Below are 23,589 nucleotides of genomic sequence, written 5' to 3'. Positions count from 1 at the left end.
AACTTAGAAACATTCCATTTCTCATTTTTATAGAATTTATGTATGATAGGATTATTGAGAAGATTGATAATTCATAAAAGAGGTGTGGATAATGAGTCAACCAGCTATAGTGTCTGCAAACACATCAAAAGCCTCAGACACGACGATGTATAATATCCTTTTTATTATCGGGCTTTGCCACCTGCTCAATGATGCCATACAAGCTGTTGTTCCTGCGATGTTTCCAATTCTAGAAAAATCAATGGGGTTATCCTTTACCCAGCTTGGTATCATTGCCTTTTCCTTAAATATGGTATCGTCCGTATTGCAGCCAGTGGTTGGTGTCGTGACTGATAAAAAACCAATGCCTTTCGCTTTACCAATAGGACTTACCTTAACTCTATGCGGTGTTCTTGGATTAGCTTTTGCACCTTCATTTGGTTTAATTGTTTTGTCGGTAATTTTCATTGGCTTCGGGTCTGCAGTTTTTCATCCAGAAGGCTCCAGGGTAGCCTATATGGCTGCAGGCAGAAGAAGAGGGCTTGCACAATCGATCTATCAAGTTGGCGGTAATACCGGGCAGGCATTGGCTCCGCTTATTACAGCGCTTATCCTTGTTCCACTAGGACAGAAAGGTGCTTCATGGTTTTCGCTTGTTGCAGCATTGGCAGTATTTTTATTAATCTACATCGCTAATTGGTATAAACAGAGATTAGCTGCAAACCTGCCTTTAATAAAAAAGAAAAATTTACCGGCAGGTAAAAATACTGGTCTATCAAAAAGGGTTAAACAGTCACTACTTTTAATTCTTTTACTGATATTTGCAAGGTCTTGGTATATATCGGGGATGACTAATTTCTACGCTTTCTTTGCCATTGAAGAATACTCCCTGACGATTAAGGAATCACAGCTTTTCCTATTTGCCTTTTTAATTGCCGGTGCATTTGGTACTTTTTTTGGCGGACCACTTGCAGATCGGTTTGGTAAGAAAAAAGTAATTGCAATTTCTATGTTGTCTACGGTTCCATTTGCCATCCTTATTCCTTTTGTACCTTCGGTCTTGGCGTTTCTCTTTCTAACTATTACAGGTTTTATTTTAATGACAAGCTTTTCGGTTACTGTCGTATACGCACAAGAACTTGTTCCAGGAAAAATCGGGACGATGTCGGGATTAACGGTTGGACTCGCTTTCGGTATGGGGGCTATCGGATCCGTTGGACTTGGATACATAGCAGACTTATTTAGTTTGTCATCCATGGTCTCCTCCATTGGATTCTTACCATTGCTTGGCTTAATAGCGTTCCTCCTGCCCAGTGATCAAACAGTACAAGAATGGAATCAATAGATGCGAAAAGGATGGGCTCAGCCCATCCTATTTTATTCCTGAATTTTTTGGTCTAGTTCTTCTTTTTCATCATCTGCTTGAAAGCTATTAGCATTCTCAAGAAATTGATGAATTTTTGCTTTCGCTTGATCATGCTCATATTCCATCACAGCAATCGGTCCAGATGTAGTGCCGATCTATTTTGTTGTGGCACGAATCACATAAATACAAAGAAATTAACAATTCAAAAATGGAAGCGTTATGAGTTTTCAAAAAATTTTAACATTTGTACTCAAAAAAACTAAAAAACTATCATATAATATAGTTAGAACATAAAAGGGAGGCCTATAATTATGAAAACACCTAATTACCATGACTTTTATCAAAAGGCATTGATATCCATTGGTTACAATGACTTACTGGCACTAAAGGAATATGAAGCTTATAACTGTGATTCAGCCTCGACCCATTGGCTTATTGCAGTTGAAGGAGAGCAGCTCCCACAGCCAAACATATATTTTCATTGGAAAGTAAGTATCTATCCGTCAAATGCTGAAGGTGACTTTAATTGGAAGAAACCTTTTTATTGTTCTCCAATTATGGAATCTATGGATAGTGCGCATGAGCTTGCCTGCTCGTTGGTTACGTCAAGTAAACTAGATCAACTCTCCACCTTAAGCCTACAAGAGAAAATAAGTTAACCCACAAAAATTACTCCCCTTTTGCTTCACCTTCTTTTTAGCCTCACTTGTGAAAGAACCCACAAATAGTGATATCAAGCTGTATACTAATAAAAAAGATGCTGCTCGCAAACGCAAGCAACACCTCTAATTGTGTATATTATGCTAGACGGAAGACAATTCCGTGTCCGCCTTTTGGATATTCCCATTTAATATTTTGATGCGGACAGCCGATCCTGCAGCTTCCGCATTCGTGGCAGCCTTCATAACCAACCTGCATCCGTAATCCTTCCCATTTGTACACTTCCGCGGGGCAGAAAATGGTGCAAATCTTATCCGGGCATTTTGTCATACAGATATCATTGTCCATAACAGTTAGATGGGATTTTGTATCAGCTTTAAAACGAAGAAGGTACTGTTTTTCTTCGATATTCTTAGTTGACATTATTTCACCGCCTTCCAGGCACGATAAATATCTTGTATCACCTTAAACGTTCCTTTTTCAGCCGTTACACTCTTCATAATTTCTTTCTGCTTATCACGTTTTGGTGTTCCATCAACTGTGAAGAATTTGCTCATAGCCTTGTTCATCATCGGAACATATTCTTTAAAATATTGTGGGTTGTTTTCAAATGTATGTGTAGCATCTTTATATTTCTCTAAATCTTTGATTATGAAACTATCATAAAGCTTCTGACGATAAAGATTTAAACTAGACTCAGAGAAGTCTCCACGGTACTTGGCCTCAATTACGGTTTCTGCAGCCAGTAAGCCAGAGTGCATCGCCATGTTCGAACCTTCACGATGGATAGCGTTAACAAGCTGTGCAGCGTCACCAACTACCACTACACCGTTTCCTGCTACCTTTGGTACTGAACGGTAGCCTCCCTCTGGAATAAGGTGTGCAAGATACTCTGCTGATTCTCCTCCCGCCAGCATTGGCTTAACCATTGGATGTGATTTTAGATAGTCTAAAAGATCATATGGCTTCATTTTTGATTTGATCATACTTGATAGAGTGGTACCTACCCCGATATTCAAACTATCCTTATTCGTATATAAAAATGCTGTTCCAAGATTCCCTTTAGTTGAATCACCAAAAATTTCAATCGTACAGCCTTGATTATCTTCTAAGTTAAATCGATCATTAATTTTTTCTTTTGGTAAATTAATAACTTCCATTACGGTTAAAGCCACTTCATCAGGACGGAATTCTTTATGGAAGCCTAACTGCTTTGAAAGCAGAGAATTGACCCCATCTGCCAGTACAACAACATCAGCATAGACCTCTCCATTAGGACGGTCAGTACGTACACCAATAACCTTACCGTTTTCAACAATACATTCTGTTACAACGGTTTCATTGATTAACAATGCCCCTGCTTCAACTGCCTTTTTTGCAAACCACTGGTCAAATTGCGCCCGCAAAACTGTAAAGTTATTATAAGGCTCTACTCCCCATTCGAGGCCTTTGTAACCAAATTGAACCACTGACTCCTTATCCATCATCCAAAAACGCTGCTCGATAACAGGTCTTTCAAGTGGAGCTTCTTTCCAAAACTCTGGAATTAACTCTTCCATTTGCTTCCGATACAACACACCGCCCATTACGTTTTTGCTGCCTGGATACTCTCCTCTTTCGATAAGCAATACGTTTAAGCCTTTTTGAGCACATACAAGTGCACAAGAAGTTCCTGCTGGTCCTGCCCCAACAACAATGACATCAAATTTTTCTGGCATAGCTCATTTCACCGCCTTTTTCGTTTCGCAGCTGTTTAAATTGCTGTATTAATTTTGGGACGATTTCCAATGCATCTCCTACAATTCCGTATGTGGCTACATCAAATATCGGTGCATTTGGATCTTTATTAATTGCGATGATTAAATCTGAATTTTTCATACCTACTACATGCTGGATAGCTCCGGATAGAGCAATGGCAAAATATATTTTTGGTGTTACGGTTTCACCCGTCTGACCAATTTGCAGCTCATGCGGTAACCATCCTGCTTCCACCACATCCCTTGTACCGCCAACCGTTGCTCCAATCGTATCAGCTAGTTCATAAAGAATTTGGAAGTTTTGTACATCCCCCATTCCTTTTCCACCACAGACAATAACATGTGCGTCAGCCAAATTTGCCTTTTTTGTTACGTCATTCACAATTTGCAATACTTTTGTACGCATATCTTCTTCTCTTAGCGTAATGCTTTCTTCAATAATTTTACCCGTTCTTCCTGTATCTGGCTCTAGAGCCTTCATTACCTTAGGTCTTACAGTTGCCATTTGCGGCCGGTGCTTTTTACAGAGAATAGTTGCCATAATATTACCGCCAAATGCTGGACGACTCGCTTCAAGCAAACGGTTATCTACGTCAACATCGAGCATGGTTGTATCCGCAGTCAAACCTGTAACTAAATCAGTTGCTACAGCACTCGCTAAATCTTTTCCATTTGGTGTTGCTCCGTAAAGTATAATTTCGGGCTTGTATTTTGGAACAAGCTGCATAACACCCCTCATGTAGGATTCTGTTCGATAATCTTTCAAAACCGGATGGTCAACAAGATATACTTCATCTGCACCATAGGCGATTACTTGGTTAGCTAATGCTTTTATGCCGCTCCCAAGTAAAAATCCGGCCAATGGGACTTGTAATTTATCAGCAAGCTTTCTGCCTGCTCCAAGCAGTTCGAGTGAAACTCCTTCAATTTTACCGCCATTTTGTTCAATGAATACCCAAACGCCACGGTAATCATCAAAATTCATGTAAACCCCTCCCTGCATCATAATCTTTATTGTTTAGATGACTGTAATGTTAATACGTCTTTCTGCTCTAGCAAGATATCCATGAGTTGTTTAACTTGCTCATCTGGGGAGCCTTCAATTTTTTTCCCGCCTTCAGGACGTGGAGGGGTAAACATTTTTCCAACGATCGTTGGCGAACCTTTTAGACCGAGCTGAACACGGTCAACATTTTCCAGGTCACTAACGGCCCAAATTATTGGTTCATATCTAGCAGCTTTAATCATATTTGGCATTGGTGAGTATTCAATCTGGTTAATTTCTTTTTCAACGGTCAGTAGACACGGCATTTCTGCCTGAATTAGTTCATAGCCGCTGGATAATTTTCTTTTGATTAAGACTGTTTTTTCTTCTAAATTGACTTCAGAAACCTCAATTACATTGGTTACCGGTGGGATATCCAACCTTCTGGCAATACCAGGTCCTACCTGACCAGTGTCTCCATCAATGGCATGCTTGCCGCAAATAATCATATCAACAGGAAATTCCTTGTTGATTTTTTCTAATGCTTTAAATAAGGCATAGCTGGTTGCAAGTGTATCAGCCCCTGCAAAGGCACGATCCGTAATCAAATATCCACGGTCAGCACCTATCTCAATACTTTTTTTAATTACAGCTGTCGCTTGCGGCGGTCCCATCGACAAAACTGAAATCGTACCGCCGGTCTTTTCACGAATACTTACAGCTTCTTGTACAGCATGAGCATCATAAGGATTCAAAATCGCTGGTGCGCTTCGTCGGTCAAGTGTGTTTGTTTTGGGATTAATTTTAATGATTTTTGTATCTGGTACTTGTTTTACACATACGACAATGTGCATGTAGTACTTTCCCTCCCCCATTTTTGCTATGTTTGTTTTCAAAGCGTTTGCCTTCCTTGGTTATAAAAAATGCCATATTACGATATATGTATCGCAACACAAGCATAGTACCAAACAATGATAGAATTCTTTTTTCAAAATTGATAAATTTAAGGATTGAGGTAAAATCTAGGAGTATAAGAATAGCAGATTTTCATGATGTGAATGAATAGGAATAAAAATAGCACTAATTTAACTATAAGAAATATTCAGATATAAACAATGATAAAAATCACAATTTCTGTCTAAATATGTAGTTAATTTCATTTAACACTATTTTTAATAGATGAGAGGTTTGAGGCTGGCATGATGGAAATGTTTGTAGGAAGTGTTCTTTCTGCTTTATCAACGGGTGCAGGTGCTCTAATCATTCTTTTTATAAATCAATCCCTTACACACCGCTGGATGGATATGCTCTTGGCTTTTAGCGCTGGGATTATGATGGCGGCCTCAACAATCGGGCTTATTCCTGAAGCTATGAAGCTGGGTGGTTTTGTTTCACTTTCAATCGGAGTATTCTTTGGGGTTTTAGCATTAACAACTCTCGAAAAAAAAATTCCGCATATTGACCTTGAACATAATCAGTATGGAATTCAATTTGATGAAAAGGCATTGTTAATCATCGCAGCGATTACACTGCACAATATTCCAGAAGGTTTATCGGTCGGTGTCAGCTTTGCTTCGCAAACAGAGGATACGGGGAATTTGATCGCTTTGGCGATTGGATTTCAGAATGCACCAGAAGGCCTTCTTGTTGCACTGTTTTTAATCAATCAAAAAATAAGCAAATTCAAGGCCTTTTTACTGGCAACTCTAACGGGTGCAATTGAAATTGTCACCTCTTTTATTGGGTTCTATTTAACCTCATTTGTACAAGGGCTTGTCCCCTATGGTCTTTCTTTTGCGGCTGGAGCGATGTTGTTTATTATTTATAAAGAGTTAATCCCAGAAAGCCACGGAGATGGCAATGAGCGAGTTTCAACTTATGCATTTATTGCTGGTCTCTTAGTAATGGTTTTTTTAATAGACATTTTTTAAAGCGCATGCAAATCTTATACAAATGCTTTTGGCCATATCATAACCATTTGATTAAATGCAAATTTCACTTCTTCGTTTGGCCGTGAAAATTGCTGGGCTGCTCTCTGATACTCATTTATTAGGACATCTAATTCTTGGCTGTATTTTATCGTTTCTTCACTTGTGAATCCTTTTTTATTTGCACAATTTATCATCATTGCACGTTTATCTTTTATTGCGTCAAGTATCTCAGAAGGGTTATAACTATCCATGTACAATTTCTCCACCTACTCCTTACTCTTTTACAGTAAAATACTAAAAAATTGATTACTTGATGAATTATGACAAGAATTTAGTCAAAAGTAAATACTTTCGCAAAAGTAGACAAAACAAGCATTTTATTGCATTTTTCGACAAAATTCACATGTTTTTTTTTGCTTTTGCGACAATTTTCACGCTATTTTTGGTAATGTTTTAGTAAAATTTTTTACTAAAAAACACAAAAAAAACTGGCTGTTAAGCAGCCAGTTTTTATAAATTATTGATGAATTTCTTCTTTCTCATAAATTGGCACCCAGCCCTCTGTAGTAACGAAAATACGAATAGCAACTACTTTTCGATCTTCTTCAAGTGTAAAATAATGTCTTGTGTTTTCTGGAACTGAAATTAAATCTCCTGGATTAAGATGAACTTCGAAAAATTCGCCGTCTTTTCCTTGGATTACAAACACTCCATGACCGCTTACGATAAAACGAACTTCATCATCCGTATGGTGATGCTCGTTTTTAAAGTTTGTTAGCAAGGTATCTAGATTTGGAGTATTATCAGATAAAGAAATGATATCCTGCGCTTTGTATCCTCTTCTAGCAGAAATGTCTGAGATTTCTGTTGAAAAAACATTTAGAATTTCATTCTTTTCTTCATCAGTTAAAAGATACTTTTCAACAAGTGTATCAGGAAGTTTTGTAATATCCCAATTTTCATAGATTACCTCTTGTGATGCTAGGAAGCTTGCTACTTCTTCTTGGATTTGAATTTTGTCTTCTTTATTTGGAAATGTAATATATGCCATTATCAAATCTTCCTCTCCACATTTATTTATACAACTTTAAACAATTGGTATGGCTTATGTTCTAGTAATCGTAATTGATATTTAAATAAAAACTCAGAGGCCTCGAGGATTTTTTTTGCCTCAAATGCATTTCTGCCCCATACAGTGATTCCGTGATTACGGATTAATACAGCACCCGAATCTTCTTTAATATGCTCTGAAAATGCATGTGCGAGGGTAGGAATATGAGCATAGTTTTTGATAATTGGAATCGTCAGCACTGCGTCCTCTTCCCACTTGTTGAAAGCCTTAATCAGCTCCTGCCCCTTAAACGTTACCTCACCCTGGTTGCCATAAACCTCTGAAATCACGTTATTATCTATGGTGTGAACATGGAGACTGCAGCCTGCATTGGTTTTTCGATAGATTTCGACGTGAAGCAATGTTTCTGCTGAAGGCTTTAAGTGAGTTTCTTCTACTGCATGCCCAAATTCGTCTACTAACAAAAAGTCCTCTTCTGTACGTTTGCGTTTATCCTTACCACTCGCCGTCACCAGAAATTGCAGAGGATTATCACTTACCTTAATAGCAAGGTTGCCGCTTGTTCCCATAAACCAATCGCGCTCAGCTAGTTCATCCTTTATATCTGCTAACTCCTGCCATTTTTCCTCTAACATGATGTCCTCTTCACCTCAATCTGATTTTTAATTTCATCTATACAGTCAAAAAAAGTAATAAAACCTTTATGGTTTAAACCCCATTCAGCACATTTTTCCTCTAACAAATCTCTTGCCAGTACAAAATCAGCTTGTTTCGCTGCCTCAAGATCGGTTACGGAGTCACCGATTACGATTGTAAAGATATCTTCATCTTGGTTTAACTTTCGTATAATACTAGGTTTGCAGCATCCGCATTCATTTTCACATAAAGAATCACAGGTATATGGCCAAAGTATTCTTATGTTTTCTCCTGAAAAATCGCTGTGGTTACAATAAATCCCTTCAAACGGGCCGTATTTTTCAAGAATCGGATAAACAAAGAAATCTATCCCGCCGCTGACAATATAAAAAGGAATATTTTCTGTTCTAGCAAACTGGACAAATTCAGAAAACCCTTTGCGTATCTTGGCGTTTTCAATTGCAAATTTTGTAATTTCATCTTTTTGGCTGCTAGGTAATTCCCAAAATAATTTGCCTACACCCTCACTAATAGAGATCTTTTGTGATAAAATCTGATCTTTAATTTGCTCCCAATTAGGTGGTGCAAATTTTTTCATGATTGCAATGATGTTATCACTCTCGGTAATCGTCCCATCAAAATCACAGTAGATGACAGGCTTCATTTATTCTGACACCTCTGCATTTCCCCATAACTGTAATGCACTCTTTAGCTCCGGATATTGCTCTCTTCCTTCTGCTAAGGTCTTCCCTTGAAGATTCACTTCAATTGCTTGTCGGAATGCAAGTCCGCCGCCGCGCGCACCATTTGGATGCCCATGAACGCCGCCTCCAGCGTTAATGACAGATTCAATTCCGAAATCCCGAATCAACAGCGGCACTAACCCAGGATGTATGCCTGCCGATGGGACAGGAAACGACCGCTTTATAGTATCTGTTTTAACTAATTCCTCTGCGATTGAAATGGCAGAGGATTTCTCTAATGCCACTGTTCCATATGGTGATGGAAATAATGACAAATCAGCACCTGCAAGTCTAAGAAGCTTACCTAATAACAAGGAATGCGAGAGACCATAATGGGATGATGATGTTAAAGCCCCGCTTACAGCAGGATGAGCCATTAATGGTAAGGAAATTTGATCATCCTCACGCAGCTCTTGTAAAACGTCTAATCCATAAGCAAAAACATTAAAAAGTAACAAGTCTGCACCAAGCTCTTTTGCTTTCCTAGCTTTGTCCTTCAACTGCGATGTTCTGCCTGTTAGATTTACCGCATACAAGGTACGATGTCCGGTATGTTCAAATGCTTCCTGTAACACTTTTTTGCCTTCTGTTATTCTTTTTTCAAATGGAGTCAGCTCATTTTCAAAAAGAATTTCGTCATCCTTTACGAAATCAACACCGCCAAGAGCCTGTTGCTTTAACTGCTCTGTTAGAAAATTTATATCCTTCCCCAAAACTCCTTTAAAGATGCTCATTAATAGCGGACGGTTAAAAACCCCGAGCTTTTCTCTTAATCCTTCAATACCAAATCTAGGTCCAGGGAATTTGCTTTTTAATTCATCCTCAAACTGTAAATCAATTAATTTTATTTTTCCATCTAATGAAAGTTTTCCAAAAACGGTGGTCAGAATGGCAGGAATATCATTAGAAAAATTGATGGTTGGATATGCAATACGGATAGTCGACTGATCCTCTTGTAAACCTTCAGTCGAAACTACCCTGCCTTTGTGCTTGCGTAATTGACTCTGTTCTAGTTCAGGTAAGTTCGTCCATGAACCGACAGTCAAACCTAAAGCAATTTCCTCAGCTTTTTTTTCAAGATTTTTTTCACCGTGAACTAGGTATGTAGCTATTAATTCAGTCAATTTCACTCTTCCTTTCTAGAGAAACATAAAAAACCTCTTCCAAAAAGAAGAGGTTAGCATCGCAAACTAACATCTTCTCATCTTTCAGCTTGTGCTGCAAGATTTAGCACCGTGCCTAACATAAGTGTTAAGTCGGTTGCCGGGCTTCATAGGGCTTTTCCCTCCGCCTGCTCTTGATAAGAAAACGATCGTATTAGTTACTATTATCATGTTGATAAACTATATTTTGCATTATCCCAAGAATTATATTTTTTGTCAATGCTATTTTTTAAATATTTCTAACTTACTAATTCTTCTAACCGCTTCTCCTAAACGTTCCTCACTTGTGAGCAAACCAACCCGGACATAGCCTTCACCTAATTCACCAAATGCAATCCCAGGAGCAACGGCAATATGTGCCTGCTTCAGAAGGATATCAGCAAATTCAGTAGAAGTAAGCCCTTCAGGTACCTTTAGCCAAGCAAAAAAGGATCCCTTTGGCGCTGTCACATTCCAGCCAAGAGAACGAAGTCCCTCTATCAAAACATTTCTCCTGCGCTCATAGAGATTATTCAATTCTCGAACACAATCCTGCGGACCGGTTAATGCTTCCGCAGCTGCTTCCTGAATACCGCCAAATATGCTGCAATATAGATGGTCTTGTAAAAGCTCAATGGCTGAAATAACACTGCTATTGCCTACTGCGAATCCAACACGCCACCCTGCCATGTTGTAGGTTTTCGAAAGAGTATAGATTTCAATGCCAACTTCTTTTGCTCCATCAATCTGTAAAAAACTGACTGGCTTATCTCCATCAAAGCCTATTGCCCCATAGGCAAAATCGTGAACCACACAAATATCATTAAGGCTTGCAAGTTTAACCGTCTCCTCAAAAAATTCCTTTGTGGCTGCAGCCCCTGTTGGATTGTTCGGATAATTAAGGAACATTAATTTTGCTCTTTCAATCGCCTCAGAAGGTAACTCATTAAAGTCTGGCAGAAAATTATTACTTTCCCGTAATGGCATCGTTACCATTTCTGCCTTTGCTAGCGCTACCCCAGATAAGTAATCAGGATAACCTGGATCAGGAACAAGCATTGTATCACCTGGATTTAATAGGCATTGTGGAATTTCCACTAATCCTGCCTTACCTCCAAACAAAATGGCTACTTCCTTATCCGGATCAATGGTTACATCATATTCTCTTTTGTAAAAATCTGCAGCCGCCTGCTTTAAATAACCATGTCCCTGAAATGGAGAATACCTATGGTTTGCAGGATTTGCGGCTGCTTCCTGCATTTTTTTTACGATATGGTTGGGGGTAGCCTGATCGGGATTACCCTGTCCTAAATTAATTACATCATAGCCTGCTTCAATGTATTTCCCTACCTTTTTTACTAAAGAAGCAAAAAACTGTTTCGGAAGATTGTTTAAAATTTCCGATGTTGGAAATTGTTTCATCATATCACCTGCTTTAATTTATACATTTTGTTGTTGAATTCTAGTCACAAATGATATAACTTTTAAGACAGCTTGTAAAGAAAAAATTCCGAAATTTCAAAATGAGGTGAAGTTGGGTGAAATTTAAAATAACTTGTTTGCAAATGGATATTGCCTTTGGAGATCCAAATAAAAACTATCAACACGCAGAAAAACTTATCGGAAATGCAATGAAAGAAAATCCTGATATTATTGTGTTACCGGAGTTATGGACAACAGGGTATGATTTGACACGCCTTGACACCATTGCAGACAGGAATGCAGAAAAAACGATTGATTTTTTAACGAAAGCTGCAAAAAAATATCAAGTTCACTTTGTCGGAGGTTCGGTGGCAAATCGAGGAGGTCAAGGAGTTAAAAATACCCTCCTAATCGTCAATAATGAAGGAAAGCTTGTCCAATCATATAGTAAACTGCATCTTTTTAAATTGATGGATGAGCATCTTTACCTCGAGGCAGGTCAAGAGAAAGGGTTATTTGAATTGGATAATCGGTCTTTCGGCGGAGTCATTTGCTATGATATTCGTTTCCCAGAATGGATTCGTGCACATACCGCAAAAGGAGCTGAAGCATTATTTGTTGTTGCAGAATGGCCAGCTCCCCGTTTATCGCACTGGAGATCATTGTTAATTGCAAGAGCCATTGAAAATCAATGTTTCGTCATTGCCTGCAACCGCTCCGGATCTGATCCAAATAATGAATTCGCTGGTCATTCCATGATTATTGACCCATGGGGAGAAGTAATCGCTGAAGCTGGAGCAAATGAGGAAATATTGTCTGTAGTAATTGAGTTGGACCTCGTAAAGGATATTCGAAAACAAATCCCCATTTTTGAAGATAGAAGACCAGATTTATACTAGCCAAAAAAACCACTTCCAATTATCGGCAGTGGTTTTCCTAATTTTCATGTTTTAATGGTATCCTAATCTTAAATAAAGTTCCTATTCCTTCTTCACTTTCAACTTCAATACTCCCTTTATGTTCCTCGATAATTCGATAACTGACCATCAATCCAAGCCCAGTACCTTTTTCTTTAGTAGTATAAAACGGTTTTCCAAGTTTTTTTATTTTATCCTTAGGAATCCCCGTTCCTTCATCACGAATTGAAATCTGGATAAATTGGTCCTTAATGGACTTTATCGCAATGGTAATTGCTCCACCGCCCGGCATGACTTCAATTGCGTTTTTTATAAGATTAATAAAGACTTTTTTTAATTGGTTGGGTTCACAATAGACGGATGGCAATTGTTCTTCATAATGAGTATGGAATTGAACATTGTACAGCACAGCTTGAGCACTTAATAAATCTACTATTTCCCTCATTATTTGACAAATGTCTTTCTCTTGAAATCGAATTTCCTGAGGTTTTGCCAGGATTAAGAACTCATTAATAATAGAATCAATTCTTGCTAACTCAGAGGTAATGACATCATAATACATAGCGTGTTGAGACTTAATTGTTGGCTCAAGTAATTGAATAAACCCTTTCAAAGCGGTCATTGGATTTCTTATTTCATGGGCAATTCCTGCTGCAAGCTCGCCAATAACGTTTAGCCGGTCTGATTTCCTCAACTGTTCCTGCATCTCAGTTTTTTCTGTCACATCTATAATAACAGTGAGATTCAATCCATCGATAATTCCTCGCTTTGTGGAATAGTCAAAATGTTTAACAATCCCGTCATTTCCTTCGATCACCATCGATGAACATTGTCTGCCATTATTCGTTACCTGCTCAATATGATTAATGATTTCCTGTCTTTTTTCATTTAAATGACTAAATAAATCAAGTACGGATCGTCCTACCAGTTTTTCTTTTGTAAGTCCAAATATTCTCATTGCAGAGCAATTGGTATCGACAATTTGATACATGTTATTCCATAAAATCAGTCCGTCCATGGAATCTTCAAATATTCTTCGGAATTTTTGTTCGCTTTTACGCAATTCCATTTCCATTAAAACACCAGCCTTATGAAACCCAATATAAGGTAATATTATTTATCCTATATTCTACATTATAATATAAAATCCTTTTTACTTGACAAAAAAATATTAACAGGAAAATTTAATGAAAAAAGGTAAAGCGTTATTTTCCGCTTTACCTTTTTTTTGGCTGTGTTTAATATGGCCTGTTGATTTCCACTCCACTAAGGAAAGCTTCTTCGAATAATCACCGCAGTGACAGGCCGTCTTTGCCTGTCACGAGGCACTTCGCTTTCCGCGGGCGTGCCGGGGAGCCTGTCTAGCTACAGCGCCTAGCCCCTCGAGTCGCTTCGGTCCTACCGATGAAGTCAAAGAGCGACTTCAACGCCAGGCCCTCCAGCGCTTGTCGGGGCTGGACAAGGCGCTTCCGCTTTTCCTTCTCCTCGGCGCTGAAGCGCCTGTGGGGTCTCCCCAGCCCCGTACTCCCACAGGACATTGATTTTACATCCTCGAATCCGCCCACGCACGAAGAAAATGCGATAGCATTTTCGAGGAGTCTTCGTGCCTTCCGTTCCAATCAACAGGGTGCAAATCAACAAATATCTTTAACACAGCCTAATTTTAAAGGAATGGATTGTCGTGCTTTGCTTTAAGACGCTGCCATCTTTTTTCTACTTCTGCCTCAAATTCTTCTAAAATAGATTTGTTTTCTTCTTTTAACAGATGTTTTGTTTTGCCCATATATTTAAGCCATTCAGAAATAGCTAATCGTTTGTTTTTATCTTCCGGGTTGTACGTAATGCTTGTAACACCCTGTTCGACCTCATACAGTGGGAAGAAGCAAGAATTTACGGCTTGCTCTAATATCGTCGCCCCATAGCGGTCTTCCGATTTCCAGTTTAGCGGACAAGTAATAAGGATTTTTCCATAAACCGTTCCTACATTTTGTGCGTACCATTGTGCCTTCGCACCCTTTTTAATTAAGTCTTGCGGGAACGCTTCAGCACCTGTAAATACGTAAGGAATATTGGTCGCCGCCATAATTTGCGGGGTATCCTTATGATGGAATCCTTTTCCCTTCTGTACCTTACCAACACCAGAAGTACTTGTCATATGACCAATAGGTGTAGAATAAGACATTTGCGAGCCTGTATTCATATAGCCTTCATTATCATACTCTAGCATAATAAGCTTATGTCCACGAAGGGCTGTCCCTATTGCAGAACCCATTCCGATGTCCATACCGCCGTCTCCCGTGATCATTACAAACGTCGCATCATCAGAAACCTCAATTTCACCACGACGTTTTAATTCTAGAAAAGCTTCTAGTGTTCCCGAAAGCGTAGCGGCCCCATTTTGGAATAAGTTATGGATCATTGTTTGTTTATGAGAACTGTGCGGGTAAGAAGTGGTTGTTACATAGGCACATCCTGTTTGGAATAATGTGACGATATCCCCTTCTATCCCTTTAAAGAATAGTTCTAGTCCAGCAAAAATACCACAGCCTGGACATGCTCCGTGTCCTGAGGCAATTCGCTTCGGTTTAGTTGTCAGCGCACGAAGCGGAGGTATTTTCACTTTAAGTTTATTGCTTTCTTCATCCATTTTTACTTCTATTAAGCCAGATATATATACATCACCATGCTGTGGTGTAATAACGGGCTTAAGAATTTTTTCAGGATTGCCCGCTACATGCCCATAATAATCAAAAGGCTTTTCAGCAAACCCTTTTTCCATCGCTTCAATCGCCATCTCGAAGAATTTCTCAGCATCACTTGCGTAGAAATCCTTACCCCCAAGACCAAAAACACGGCTAAGAACAATAGTTTGGTTATTTCTGTCTTCTTGAAGGGTGGATTTTACTTCATGAGTTAAATTCGGTCCATTTGCACCATATGAATCTGCCCGCTCACCTACTAATAATGCTTTTACATTTTTAAGCGCTTTACGGATTTCTTTTGCCGGGAAAGGACGAATGATATTTGGACTGATCACACCCGCCTTAATTCCTTGTGCACGTAATTGGTCCACAACATCTTTTGCTGATTCAGCAGCAGAGTTTAATAAGAATAATGCAACTTCTGCATCTTCCATTTTGTATAAATCTAATACTGGGTATTCACGGCCAGAAATGCGGGCATATTCTGCCGCAACCTCTCTAAATACCTCGCCGGCAGCATATAAAGCTTCAGATTGTTGGAAATGGTTGTTGATTAGATCATCACCATTCATATGCGCACCAATCGTAACTGGCTTTTTCGGATCTCTAGCAAACTGATAATCTGTTGGACACTCCCCTACAAATTGTTGTACCACTTTTCTATCTTTAAAGTATTGTACTCGACGCTTCTGATGCGAAGTAAAGAACCCATCGTAGGCTACGATAACTGGCAAGCGTACTTTAGAGTGTTCTGCAATTTTTAGTGCCATAATATTCATGTCATAGACAGCCTGTGGAGTTCTAGCTGTTAAGATTACCCATCCTGTATTTAATGCAAAGTAAAGGTCAGAATGATCTCCTCTTATATCTAAAGGTCCGCTGACTGCACGTGTTACCAGGTTCATTACCATCGGAAAACGAGTTCCCGCTTGTACAGGAAGCTGTTCAATCATATATAGCAGCCCATTCGCACTAGTAGCATTAAATACCCTGGCACCAGTAGCAGCTGCACCGTAGCAAATACCCGCTGAACCGTGCTCGCCATCCGCTGGGATTAACTTAATATCATGTTCCCCTCGTGATTTCATTTGGTCTAAAAATTGCGCTACTTCAGTCGAAGGTGTAATCGGAAAATAACCCATAATATGGTAATTAATTTGTGCAGCTGCCATTGCAGCCATTTCATTACCTGACTCAAAGGTTGAAAGCTGCTCAACCACAGCTAAACTAGTGATTTTATCCTCCAGCATTGCCATTACGAAATCCCCCCTGCTATATACGGAAAGTTCTGTTTTACGCGGTTAATTTCTGCATATCCAATCATTTCACGAAGATCTCCTAGTGCGTCAGTTGGACAAGCTTCTACGCATTTTAGACAGCCCTTACAATATTGATAATCAATCCCTTCGAGGAACATTTGCTTCCTGCCCTTTTTATCCTCACCGGCTTCCCAAACAAAGCAATAGTCTGGACAGACATTATCACAAGCAGCACAATGGATACATTTTTCCTTTTGAAACTCTGGAAGAAATCCTTGTCGTGACCCGCTTAAATCTTTTAAGATACTATTAGCCTGCGCGGTCATGATTCCGCCGATTTCTTGTGTCAAATATCCCAATTGTGGCAGTGGACGTGTAAAACTTTTTCCCTCTGCGTTCTCCGAAACTTCATATATTTTAAATTGAACTTCATTATAACCACGGTCGAATGTACGAATATTAGGTTCAACTAGGTGAGGGTATTTCTTTTCAAAGGTTTTCAGAATGACGTTTCTCATTGAATCTGGGTCTAGAAAATCACAAATACGATACAAAGCACCCAGCATCGCGGTGTTGACTTTCGTTTTTTCCTCAACCGCAATCGTAAGGGCGTCGACTATAGCAAGTGTTCCGTATTCTAATCTTAAATCCCCTCTAACTTCATCAAACTCTCTTGCAGTGTTTACAAGAGCGATACCATCCGCATTCAAACCACTAACTACATCAATTGTTCTATATAGTGCTTCATGAAAAACGGCAACAATATGCGGCTGTTCAATGGGGCTGTGATCTCTTATTTCAACTCCCGGTTCACAATAACGAATAAAGCTTTTAACAGGTGACCCTTTCTTTTCAGAACCATATGATGAAAAGTTAGACCCATTCAAACCAAGACCTAAAACTCCTGCTTCAGCCAGCATTTTTCCTGCTAGGTTTGCTCCAAGACCCCCAATTGATTCGAGGCGAATCTCAAAGAATCCGAGCTCATTTTTCTTCGGTAATATAGACATAATGTACCTCCCCTTCTTGTTGAAAAAAACTGAAAATACATATAATATAAATTCCCCTCATTCATTGTAGGACATATATTTTTTTCACGCTGTGACAAAAATCAAACATCTCCAAAAAAATTCTATAACACTTTTTAATAACTTAAAAAAACGTTAATTTATATGGATTAAATCATGAAAATAATTATATAACAGGAAATCCCCTGTGGTATAACAGCTTATTACACTACTTGGGTTATCGTTTTTTTCAAAAATGGGGTATAATATACTATTGTTTAATTTTTTCAAAGGAGTTTTATAATGAACGTTATTTGCAGTACATTAAATGCTAAATATATACATACAAATTTAGCAATTCGTTACTTAAAGGCCTTTGCAGCTCCGGAATTCAATATCCAGCTGAAGGAATATACAATAAAAGATCCTGCCATGAACATCGTATCAGACCTTTATCAGCAAAAACCAACAATCATCGGCTTTAGCTGTTACATTTGGAACATTGAAGAAACGATTAAAGTGGTTAATATGCTGAAAAAGATTGACCCTTCTATCCAAATTGTTTTAGGAGGTCCTGAAGTTACTTACGATACTGCAGAATGGATGGAAAAACTTTCAAATGTTGACTTTATTGTCATTGGAGAAGGAGAACATTCATTTAAACAATTACTTACTGAAATGAATGGAGAAGGCGAGTATAAAAATGTTCCCGGAATTGCCTACCGGAAAGATGGAGAAATAAAAATCACGCCTCAAATGAATAAACTGGATCTGAAGGAACTCCCATCTCCGTATCGATTTCCTGAAGACGTGGCTCATTTAGGAAAGCGTGTCACTTATATTGAAACAAGCAGAGGCTGTCCATTTAGCTGTCAGTTTTGTCTTTCCTCCATTGAAGTCGGGGTGCGGTATTTTGACAGAGAAAAAATTAAGGATGATATTCGTTATTTAATGTCGAACGGGGCAAAGACCATTAAGTTTGTGGACCGTACTTTTAACATAAGCAGAAGCTATGCAATGGAAATGTTCCGATTTCTAATAGACGAACATCTTCCCGGAACAGTTTTTCAATTTGAAATTACTGCCGACATTATGAGACCTGAGGTTATCGAATTTTTGAATAATGAAGCACCAAAAGGGCTGTTTCGTTTTGAAATCGGTGTACAATCAACCAATGATTATACGAATGAGCTTGTGATGAGGAAACAAAATTTTGAAAAACTGACGCGAACGGTCACGATGGTGAAAGATGGCGGAAAAATTGACCAGCATTTGGATTTAATCGCTGGGCTACCCGAGGAAGATTATTCTTCGTTCCGGAAAACGTTTAATGATGTTTTTGAACTTCGCCCAGAAGAACTGCAGTTAGGGTTTTTAAAAATGTTAAGAGGGACTGGACTTAGACTTCGCGCTGCTGACCATAATTATATTTATATGGATCAATCGCCTTATGAAATTTTGGGCAATAATGTCCTGCCATTTGATGATATTCTCAGAATTAAACAGGTGGAGGATGTATTGGAAAAATATTGGAATGACCATCGAATGAATCATACGATTGAGTATTTGGTATCAAATGTATTTCCTTCACCTTTTGACTTTTTCCAGGAGTTTGGGACCTATTGGGATGAGCAGGGCTGGTCTAGAATCGGTCATCAATTAGAAGATTTATTCCGAAGATTATTCTCTTTTCTAGAATCGAAATCCGTAAGCGACATTGACATCATTGCTGGTCTGATGAAATATGATTATTTAATTAATCATAAGTACAAACCTCGCAAGCCTTGGTGGGAACAAAGCTCAAATAAACAGACCAGAACAGAAATATATAAGCAAATAATCGAAAATCCATCGCTTTTGGGACAAACTTATTTAAATCTGGCACTTGATGAGAAAGAATTATATAAGCATACCATGATAGAAGACCTGTCTTTTGATCTGTCCGTTTACTTGTCATCAGGCAGCATTGTAAAAATGCCTTCAAATTTATTGGCATATTTTGACCCGTCAAATAAAGGAACGATTATATTTCCATTTAAAGATTAAAAAATAGCCGGCTGATTCAGCCGGCTTACTTTTCTTTCTTGGAAGGCTTTTTATTGCTATCTCTCGCCTGAAGTACTTCATATAGCTTTATTCCATTTACGTCCCCAAATTCAATGCTGAACTCCTCACGTGTGTTTTGCACACTTTTTTTTTCTTTCATTAGCTTCTTCCTTTTTTTCCAAGTTTGGAATTACGGTTTTGCACCCTAATTGCATCCTCTGTACCAGCGTATTCTGCGGAAAATTCACTTTCCTGAACATTCTTATGAGGAGTTTTTGAATACTTATTTACAGCATCATGTTCTGCTTTTCGTTTAGCCATTTTTTTCATCCTCCCATTTTTGTGTTACACCATTAGTTTTAACAAAAGGAGAAATTCAAACACTTCCTTATTTTTCATAAATAAATTTGTCCATCCAGCGAAAAATAAAGAAAAATAGGAGTGAAGAAAATGACCAAAGAAAACAAAGAAACAGATGAAAATTTAACGATTAACGAGACTATGCCACATCAAATAAATGCCCCTAGTTTTGAGGATACTGGAATAAAAATGCAGCCTCCATTTGTTAATGAGCATGGTGTAGTAATTGGCGACAGCCACTATTCCTCTCCAAATTCACCGTTGGAAAATTGGACGGAAGATACCGATCCAGAAATTATGGCAGGGGATGAATGGGTTCACCCGACAAACGATATCGGATGGAATACCACAGAAAATCGGGAGCTTCTCGAAAGTAAAAAGAAACCCAAAGCTTATCCCTTCATGCACCCAACAATCGATGTCAGCAAAGGCACTGATTAATTTGTTCATAACGTTCCATTTCCGCAAAACATTACCACTTATTTAAATTTTGATTTGAATCATAATACAACTACAGAGAAATAAATCTCTGTAGAGATATTAAGGAGATGACAAAAATGGCTAACAGCAGCAATAAATTATTAGTTCCAGGAATAGAGCAATACCTTGATCAAGTTAAATATGAAATTGCCCAAGAGTTTGGGGTTAATTTAGGTTCTGATACTGTGTCCCGCGCAAATGGTTCTGTTGGCGGAGAAATCACGAAAAGATTAGTTAAACAAGCGCAAGCTCAAATGGCAGGTCAACAACAATAATTCAACTAAATAAACATGGAAAAAGTCCGGCATTTTCGCCGGACTTATTTTTTGCCATTTTTCTCTTGTTTGTTTGCTTTATTTTGATTATTGGTTTTCGGTTTTTCTTGTTTATTTTTCTCTTGATGATTCGCTTGATTTTGATTACCATTGTCATATTTGTTTAATCCAGGTGGAGTCTGCTTCCCATTTCCTTGCTCGGTTGGTATTGGATTACTATTTTGGATATCTTGGTTTTGGTACACCTGTTGGTTCTTATTCGGATTATTGTCAGCCTGTTCTAGTTTCTTTTGCTGTCCAGGAGGCAGTACTGTAGTTGAAGAAGACTCAGATGGTGTAATGTCTGTTTGCTTTACCTTTTCTTTTGTTTGCTTTTTCTCTACAGAGTTATTTTTATTTTTATTTTTATGATAGACCCCGACTGGAACACCTGAGTCTTGGGCCTTTTCTACTTCTTCCTCAGTACTTGTATACATATTTACTTCTATATCAACTTTTTCTTTGATTTCCTCGATATTTTCCTCAAGTTTCTCTGTGCCATTCTCTTTCAACTCATCTGTTTTAACCGTTGAAATTAAAACTGGCTCAGCTTGGGTTATATGACCATCTTCTTTTAACTGTGTTAATATCATGGAAGTTAACTCAGACACATCCATTTTCTCCCAATCGTCCAGCTGGGAGATAATTTTTTTTGCTTCCTTATTAAATCCCTTTAATTCAACTACCTGCATATCCTTATTTAATCCCATTTCAATACTAGTGCCAGCATCAATAGACATATAAGCATACGCTTTATTATTTTGATAAACTGGAAAAATAGACCCTGCACTTATAATCAGAACAGCCATCGTCATCCAAACTGTTTTTAAAGTAAAAAAGTTTTTTAATGATTTTGTTTGTTTGCTTTGTAGATAATCAGTAATAGGAAAAAAATCTATTTCTTCACCTATAGAATAAACTCTATCCATTTTTCGGGCACGCAAGAACTCTCCGTCAGAAGTTAATAATGTCACATAAGGATCATTAACTTGCATTACAACTCCCTTTCTCATGTCTCTAGCACCCCCTTTAAATAATCGTTTAAATAAACATAGTCACTAGATAATATAAGTGCAATCGCGATAATATATTTCCGGTTTCGTTCAATCGTTTTCCTGCTGACATTCACCTTTTTTTCTAACTGCTTTATGGGAAGACGCTTTTTTTCATACAAAGAATCCCTTAATTCCCTATTTTCAACTAATAGCTTTGCTACTTTGATGGCATTCTCCCTTGCATCGGCATGCTTCGGTGAATTTTCAACTAAATCGCTAAAGCTTAAATCAAATGATGTTAATAGTATTTGAAATTGAATGATTTCTTCTTTCCTGATTTCCTCGTCAGACTTTTTCTTATATTCCTCGAGTGATAGCTCGTTTACAATTACCATGCCTGCAGACTCTTCCTCTATGGAAGAATAAGTTAGGTCAATGCTGACATGTTGGTTTTTCGTTTGCTTACGAATATAATCAATTACCCTTCGTTTAATGATCACTTCGGCAAAACTAAGCAGGGAACTTCCCCTCTCAGGTGAATATTTTTCAATTGCTTCATTAAATGCAATAAGACCAATACTAAATTCATCGTCGGTTTCATAAATATATCGTTTACATACGGAAGACACGTTTTTTGCAATAAATGGTTTATAAGCATCTATAATTTCATTAAGTAAAGAGTGGTCACCTTGTTGAATTAATCGTACCGACTCTTCTAAAGTACGCTTTTTATTTTTGGTTAAAAACAATAAACCTAGCATTGCCTCACCTCTCTATGAACCAATTATACCATACGGCTGACACATTGGATTTTATGAGGGTATTAGCATACTAAAAAAAATAGCCCCAAGAAAGGCTATGTTTTCCTGTTTATTGTTTCTATTGTTCTATTAATTTCCTTTACCGTTATTTCCTTTACTCTCTTGTTTCATTTCCTTTAAAGCTTGCTTCATTTCTGCTTTTTTCTCTTTTCCTACAGCCTTTTCTTCTTTCAATTGGTGTTGTATTTCCTGTTTTGCTGATTTTTTTTCTTGTACTGTTGTTTGTTGAATGTCCTCCATTGAAGGTTGTGATGTTACCGGCAAGGTAACTTCAGGCGTTAGTTCTCCTGTTTCTTCTTCAGGAGTATTGGTTTCCGTATTAGGAACAATACCAGGAGCAGCTGCTGATTCTTCAGGACTATACTCATTTGTCTTTAATTGTTGTTTCTTTTCCCGTTTTTTCATTTTCTTAGCAAGCATGGCATAGCTTTTTTCAATATTCTTTTGCAATGCAGCTTTTGCAGCGGGATTTTTCACGTTTTCCATTGCTGCAGTGAGGGAGATGATATTTTGTGAGACAGCTTCCTTTGCTTGTTCTAATTCAGTTTCATCTTCAACTGTTTCCCCTGAATCATCCTCTTCAGCATTGGTGACATGGTCTTCTGCTATATCAATATTATCGATTGCTTTTTTCATCGTTTCTAACGCTGCTTCTTCATTTCCATCAACAAACAACGCTTCAGCCTCTGAAAGCCGCTCCGCTGCATATTCTGCAATTAATTTTGCTTCCTTTACATCATCAATAGTAAGAGCAAGGCGGATTTTTTCTATTAATATCTTCGAAAAATAGAAGAAGTCCCCTGGTAATAGTGAAGGTGTTTCTCCTTTATCACCTTCAGAGCTAGATTCCGCTTGAAGATCTATTATTGCTGTCTCGCTGGTTGTTTCATCAGCGAAAACATTTACAGGAAATACCACTGCACTTGCAAGAATCATTGCTAGAGCACCTTTTGTGATTTTGGTTAATGACTTTCGATTTGTCTGATTCTCCAATT

Annotated in this window: 25 protein-coding genes and 1 riboswitch; of the genes, 7 read left to right on the top strand and 18 right to left on the bottom strand. The window is 38.2% G+C overall.

Translation table 11 applies throughout. The features are described from left to right. The first annotated feature begins 91 nt into the window (after nucleotides 1-91). Nucleotides 92-1,324 (top strand): MFS transporter, encoded by a 1,233-nt coding sequence (locus tag ACIQAA_RS26555; RefSeq protein ID WP_402625802.1) that lies wholly within the window; start codon nucleotides 92-94, stop codon nucleotides 1,322-1,324. 332 nt (nucleotides 1,325-1,656) lie between these two features. Then, entirely contained in the window at nucleotides 1,657-2,004 is a 348-nt protein-coding gene (locus ACIQAA_RS26550; RefSeq protein WP_402625801.1) for a hypothetical protein, read from the top strand. A gap of 139 nt (nucleotides 2,005-2,143) precedes the next feature. Here the strand turns inward: ACIQAA_RS26550 and ACIQAA_RS26545 are convergent, their stop codons facing one another. Genes ACIQAA_RS26545 through ACIQAA_RS26530 form a run of 4 tightly spaced genes read right to left on the bottom strand, consistent with a single transcriptional unit; the run spans nucleotide 2,144 to nucleotide 5,601 of the window. Beyond that, a complete protein-coding gene (locus ACIQAA_RS26545; protein WP_132085730.1) occupies nucleotides 2,144-2,428 on the bottom strand; it encodes a 4Fe-4S dicluster domain-containing protein in 285 nt (94 codons plus the stop codon). Continuing rightward, nucleotides 2,428-3,723 (bottom strand): FAD-dependent oxidoreductase, encoded by a 1,296-nt coding sequence (locus ACIQAA_RS26540; RefSeq protein ID WP_402625798.1) that lies wholly within the window; start codon nucleotides 3,721-3,723, stop codon nucleotides 2,428-2,430. Before ACIQAA_RS26540 ends, ACIQAA_RS26545 begins: the two co-directional genes overlap by 1 nt. Beyond that, entirely contained in the window at nucleotides 3,707-4,747 is a 1,041-nt protein-coding gene (locus ACIQAA_RS26535; protein ID WP_402625796.1) for an electron transfer flavoprotein subunit alpha/FixB family protein, read from the bottom strand. Before ACIQAA_RS26535 ends, ACIQAA_RS26540 begins: the two co-directional genes overlap by 17 nt. A 26-nt stretch (nucleotides 4,748-4,773) precedes the next feature. Further along, entirely contained in the window at nucleotides 4,774-5,601 is an 828-nt protein-coding gene (locus ACIQAA_RS26530; protein ID WP_402625861.1) for an electron transfer flavoprotein subunit beta/FixA family protein, read from the bottom strand. A 345-nt stretch (nucleotides 5,602-5,946) separates the two neighbouring features. Here ACIQAA_RS26530 and ACIQAA_RS26525 point away from each other — a divergent pair, with 345 nt between their 5' ends. Then, on the top strand, nucleotides 5,947-6,678 hold the full coding sequence (locus ACIQAA_RS26525; RefSeq protein ID WP_402625794.1) for a ZIP family metal transporter: 732 nt from the start codon (nucleotides 5,947-5,949) through the stop codon (nucleotides 6,676-6,678). 14 nt (nucleotides 6,679-6,692) lie between these two features. Here the strand turns inward: ACIQAA_RS26525 and ACIQAA_RS26520 are convergent, their stop codons facing one another. The 6 genes from ACIQAA_RS26520 to ACIQAA_RS26495 all read right to left on the bottom strand — a co-directional run bounded on the left by ACIQAA_RS26520 (nucleotide 6,693) and on the right by ACIQAA_RS26495 (nucleotide 11,693). Then, nucleotides 6,693-6,929 (bottom strand): aspartyl-phosphate phosphatase Spo0E family protein, encoded by a 237-nt coding sequence (locus ACIQAA_RS26520; protein ID WP_402625792.1) that lies wholly within the window; start codon nucleotides 6,927-6,929, stop codon nucleotides 6,693-6,695. A 266-nt stretch (nucleotides 6,930-7,195) separates the two neighbouring features. Further along, on the bottom strand, nucleotides 7,196-7,729 hold the full coding sequence (locus ACIQAA_RS26515) for a 1,2-dihydroxy-3-keto-5-methylthiopentene dioxygenase (RefSeq protein ID WP_402625791.1): 534 nt from the start codon (nucleotides 7,727-7,729) through the stop codon (nucleotides 7,196-7,198). A 26-nt stretch (nucleotides 7,730-7,755) separates the two neighbouring features. Then, nucleotides 7,756-8,385, bottom strand: a complete 630-nt coding sequence (locus tag ACIQAA_RS26510) for a methylthioribulose 1-phosphate dehydratase (RefSeq protein WP_402625789.1) — start codon at nucleotides 8,383-8,385, stop codon at nucleotides 7,756-7,758. Continuing rightward, the gene (locus ACIQAA_RS26505) at nucleotides 8,379-9,050 is read right to left on the bottom strand and encodes a 2-hydroxy-3-keto-5-methylthiopentenyl-1-phosphate phosphatase (protein ID WP_402625787.1); all 672 of its coding nucleotides are present in this window, start codon (nucleotides 9,048-9,050) and stop codon (nucleotides 8,379-8,381) included. The genes ACIQAA_RS26510 and ACIQAA_RS26505 overlap by 7 nt, the downstream gene beginning before the upstream one ends. Continuing rightward, entirely contained in the window at nucleotides 9,051-10,253 is a 1,203-nt protein-coding gene (mtnW, locus tag ACIQAA_RS26500) for a 2,3-diketo-5-methylthiopentyl-1-phosphate enolase (protein WP_402625786.1), read from the bottom strand. A gap of 74 nt (nucleotides 10,254-10,327) precedes the next feature. Next, nucleotides 10,328-10,436, bottom strand: a riboswitch (SAM riboswitch). A gap of 78 nt (nucleotides 10,437-10,514) precedes the next feature. Then, nucleotides 10,515-11,693, bottom strand: coding sequence for a pyridoxal phosphate-dependent aminotransferase (locus ACIQAA_RS26495; RefSeq protein ID WP_402625784.1), 1,179 nt, complete (start codon nucleotides 11,691-11,693; stop codon nucleotides 10,515-10,517). A gap of 116 nt (nucleotides 11,694-11,809) precedes the next feature. On the opposite strand from ACIQAA_RS26495, the gene ACIQAA_RS26490 reads away from it, so the two are divergent. Further along, entirely contained in the window at nucleotides 11,810-12,592 is a 783-nt protein-coding gene (locus ACIQAA_RS26490) for a carbon-nitrogen family hydrolase (protein ID WP_402625783.1), read from the top strand. Nucleotides 12,593-12,629: 37 nt separating this feature from the next. On the opposite strand, the gene ACIQAA_RS26485 is transcribed toward ACIQAA_RS26490, so the two are convergent. The 3 genes from ACIQAA_RS26485 to ACIQAA_RS26475 all read right to left on the bottom strand — a co-directional run bounded on the left by ACIQAA_RS26485 (nucleotide 12,630) and on the right by ACIQAA_RS26475 (nucleotide 17,581). Beyond that, nucleotides 12,630-13,685, bottom strand: coding sequence for a PAS domain-containing sensor histidine kinase (locus tag ACIQAA_RS26485; RefSeq protein WP_402625781.1), 1,056 nt, complete (start codon nucleotides 13,683-13,685; stop codon nucleotides 12,630-12,632). Between the two features lie 588 nt (nucleotides 13,686-14,273). Beyond that, a complete protein-coding gene (locus ACIQAA_RS26480; protein ID WP_402625779.1) occupies nucleotides 14,274-16,568 on the bottom strand; it encodes a thiamine pyrophosphate-dependent enzyme in 2,295 nt (764 codons plus the stop codon). Then, nucleotides 16,568-17,581: a 2-oxoacid:acceptor oxidoreductase family protein gene (locus tag ACIQAA_RS26475; RefSeq protein WP_402625777.1), complete on the bottom strand. Its 1,014-nt coding sequence runs from the start codon at nucleotides 17,579-17,581 to the stop codon at nucleotides 16,568-16,570. The genes ACIQAA_RS26480 and ACIQAA_RS26475 overlap by 1 nt, the downstream gene beginning before the upstream one ends. 300 nt (nucleotides 17,582-17,881) lie before the next feature. Here ACIQAA_RS26475 and ACIQAA_RS26470 point away from each other — a divergent pair, with 300 nt between their 5' ends. After that, complete coding sequence (locus tag ACIQAA_RS26470; protein ID WP_402625776.1) at nucleotides 17,882-19,624, top strand: B12-binding domain-containing radical SAM protein; 1,743 nt, start codon at nucleotides 17,882-17,884, stop codon at nucleotides 19,622-19,624. A gap of 25 nt (nucleotides 19,625-19,649) precedes the next feature. Here ACIQAA_RS26470 and ACIQAA_RS26465 read toward each other — a convergent pair whose 3' ends face one another. Continuing rightward, nucleotides 19,650-19,784 carry a hypothetical protein gene (locus tag ACIQAA_RS26465; protein WP_402625774.1) on the bottom strand — a complete coding sequence of 45 codons (135 nt, stop codon included), beginning with the start codon at nucleotides 19,782-19,784 and terminating at the stop codon, nucleotides 19,650-19,652. After that, nucleotides 19,784-19,945, bottom strand: coding sequence for a hypothetical protein (locus tag ACIQAA_RS26460; protein ID WP_179597547.1), 162 nt, complete (start codon nucleotides 19,943-19,945; stop codon nucleotides 19,784-19,786). The genes ACIQAA_RS26465 and ACIQAA_RS26460 overlap by 1 nt, the downstream gene beginning before the upstream one ends. A 129-nt stretch (nucleotides 19,946-20,074) precedes the next feature. Here ACIQAA_RS26460 and ACIQAA_RS26455 point away from each other — a divergent pair, with 129 nt between their 5' ends. Both ACIQAA_RS26455 and ACIQAA_RS26450 read left to right on the top strand, forming a co-directional pair. Then, nucleotides 20,075-20,425, top strand: coding sequence for a DUF3905 domain-containing protein (locus ACIQAA_RS26455; protein WP_402625773.1), 351 nt, complete (start codon nucleotides 20,075-20,077; stop codon nucleotides 20,423-20,425). 116 nt (nucleotides 20,426-20,541) lie between these two features. Continuing rightward, complete coding sequence (locus ACIQAA_RS26450) at nucleotides 20,542-20,739, top strand: alpha/beta-type small acid-soluble spore protein (RefSeq protein WP_090763659.1); 198 nt, start codon at nucleotides 20,542-20,544, stop codon at nucleotides 20,737-20,739. Between the two features lie 44 nt (nucleotides 20,740-20,783). On the opposite strand, the gene ACIQAA_RS26445 is transcribed toward ACIQAA_RS26450, so the two are convergent. The 3 genes from ACIQAA_RS26445 to ACIQAA_RS26435 all read right to left on the bottom strand — a co-directional run bounded on the left by ACIQAA_RS26445 (nucleotide 20,784) and on the right by ACIQAA_RS26435 (nucleotide 23,587). Continuing rightward, nucleotides 20,784-21,773, bottom strand: coding sequence for an anti-sigma factor domain-containing protein (locus tag ACIQAA_RS26445; protein ID WP_402625772.1), 990 nt, complete (start codon nucleotides 21,771-21,773; stop codon nucleotides 20,784-20,786). Between the two features lie 14 nt (nucleotides 21,774-21,787). Then, the gene (gene sigI / locus ACIQAA_RS26440; RefSeq protein WP_402625771.1) at nucleotides 21,788-22,534 is read right to left on the bottom strand and encodes an RNA polymerase sigma factor SigI; all 747 of its coding nucleotides are present in this window, start codon (nucleotides 22,532-22,534) and stop codon (nucleotides 21,788-21,790) included. A 129-nt stretch (nucleotides 22,535-22,663) separates the two neighbouring features. Further along, on the bottom strand, nucleotides 22,664-23,587 hold the full coding sequence (locus tag ACIQAA_RS26435; RefSeq protein ID WP_402625769.1) for a DUF5667 domain-containing protein: 924 nt from the start codon (nucleotides 23,585-23,587) through the stop codon (nucleotides 22,664-22,666). Nucleotides 23,588-23,589: the final 2 nt, after the last annotated feature.

The sequence above is a fragment of the Neobacillus sp. NPDC093182 genome (genome assembly GCF_044754045.1).
Note: the sequence above shows the minus strand (reverse complement) of the source record. Positions and strands in the feature narration are given on the sequence as shown.

Bases quoted from the DNA above. Each gene is read 5' to 3' on its own strand.
- ACIQAA_RS26555 (WP_402625802.1), top strand. From the start codon at position 92: ATGAGTCAACCAGCTATAGTGTCTGCAAACACATCAAAAGCCTCAGAC.
- ACIQAA_RS26550 (WP_402625801.1), top strand. From the start codon at position 1,657: ATGAAAACACCTAATTACCATGACTTTTATCAAAAGGCATTGATATCC.
- ACIQAA_RS26545 (WP_132085730.1), bottom strand. From the start codon at position 2,428: ATGTCAACTAAGAATATCGAAGAAAAACAGTACCTTCTTCGTTTTAAA.
- ACIQAA_RS26540 (WP_402625798.1), bottom strand. From the start codon at position 3,723: ATGCCAGAAAAATTTGATGTCATTGTTGTTGGGGCAGGACCAGCAGGA.
- ACIQAA_RS26535 (WP_402625796.1), bottom strand. From the start codon at position 4,747: ATGAATTTTGATGATTACCGTGGCGTTTGGGTATTCATTGAACAAAAT.
- ACIQAA_RS26530 (WP_402625861.1), bottom strand. From the start codon at position 5,601: ATGCACATTGTCGTATGTGTAAAACAAGTACCAGATACAAAAATCATT.
- ACIQAA_RS26525 (WP_402625794.1), top strand. From the start codon at position 5,947: ATGATGGAAATGTTTGTAGGAAGTGTTCTTTCTGCTTTATCAACGGGT.
- ACIQAA_RS26520 (WP_402625792.1), bottom strand. From the start codon at position 6,929: ATGGATAGTTATAACCCTTCTGAGATACTTGACGCAATAAAAGATAAA.
- ACIQAA_RS26515 (WP_402625791.1), bottom strand. From the start codon at position 7,729: ATGGCATATATTACATTTCCAAATAAAGAAGACAAAATTCAAATCCAA.
- ACIQAA_RS26510 (WP_402625789.1), bottom strand. From the start codon at position 8,385: ATGTTAGAGGAAAAATGGCAGGAGTTAGCAGATATAAAGGATGAACTA.
- ACIQAA_RS26505 (WP_402625787.1), bottom strand. From the start codon at position 9,050: ATGAAGCCTGTCATCTACTGTGATTTTGATGGGACGATTACCGAGAGT.
- ACIQAA_RS26495 (WP_402625784.1), bottom strand. From the start codon at position 11,693: ATGAAACAATTTCCAACATCGGAAATTTTAAACAATCTTCCGAAACAG.
- ACIQAA_RS26485 (WP_402625781.1), bottom strand. From the start codon at position 13,685: ATGGAAATGGAATTGCGTAAAAGCGAACAAAAATTCCGAAGAATATTT.
- ACIQAA_RS26480 (WP_402625779.1), bottom strand. From the start codon at position 16,568: ATGGCAATGCTGGAGGATAAAATCACTAGTTTAGCTGTGGTTGAGCAG.
- ACIQAA_RS26475 (WP_402625777.1), bottom strand. From the start codon at position 17,581: ATGTCTATATTACCGAAGAAAAATGAGCTCGGATTCTTTGAGATTCGC.
- ACIQAA_RS26470 (WP_402625776.1), top strand. From the start codon at position 17,882: ATGAACGTTATTTGCAGTACATTAAATGCTAAATATATACATACAAAT.
- ACIQAA_RS26465 (WP_402625774.1), bottom strand. From the start codon at position 19,784: ATGAAAGAAAAAAAAAGTGTGCAAAACACACGTGAGGAGTTCAGCATT.
- ACIQAA_RS26460 (WP_179597547.1), bottom strand. From the start codon at position 19,945: ATGGCTAAACGAAAAGCAGAACATGATGCTGTAAATAAGTATTCAAAA.
- ACIQAA_RS26455 (WP_402625773.1), top strand. From the start codon at position 20,075: ATGACCAAAGAAAACAAAGAAACAGATGAAAATTTAACGATTAACGAG.
- ACIQAA_RS26450 (WP_090763659.1), top strand. From the start codon at position 20,542: ATGGCTAACAGCAGCAATAAATTATTAGTTCCAGGAATAGAGCAATAC.
- ACIQAA_RS26445 (WP_402625772.1), bottom strand. From the start codon at position 21,773: ATGCAAGTTAATGATCCTTATGTGACATTATTAACTTCTGACGGAGAG.
- sigI (WP_402625771.1), bottom strand. From the start codon at position 22,534: ATGCTAGGTTTATTGTTTTTAACCAAAAATAAAAAGCGTACTTTAGAA.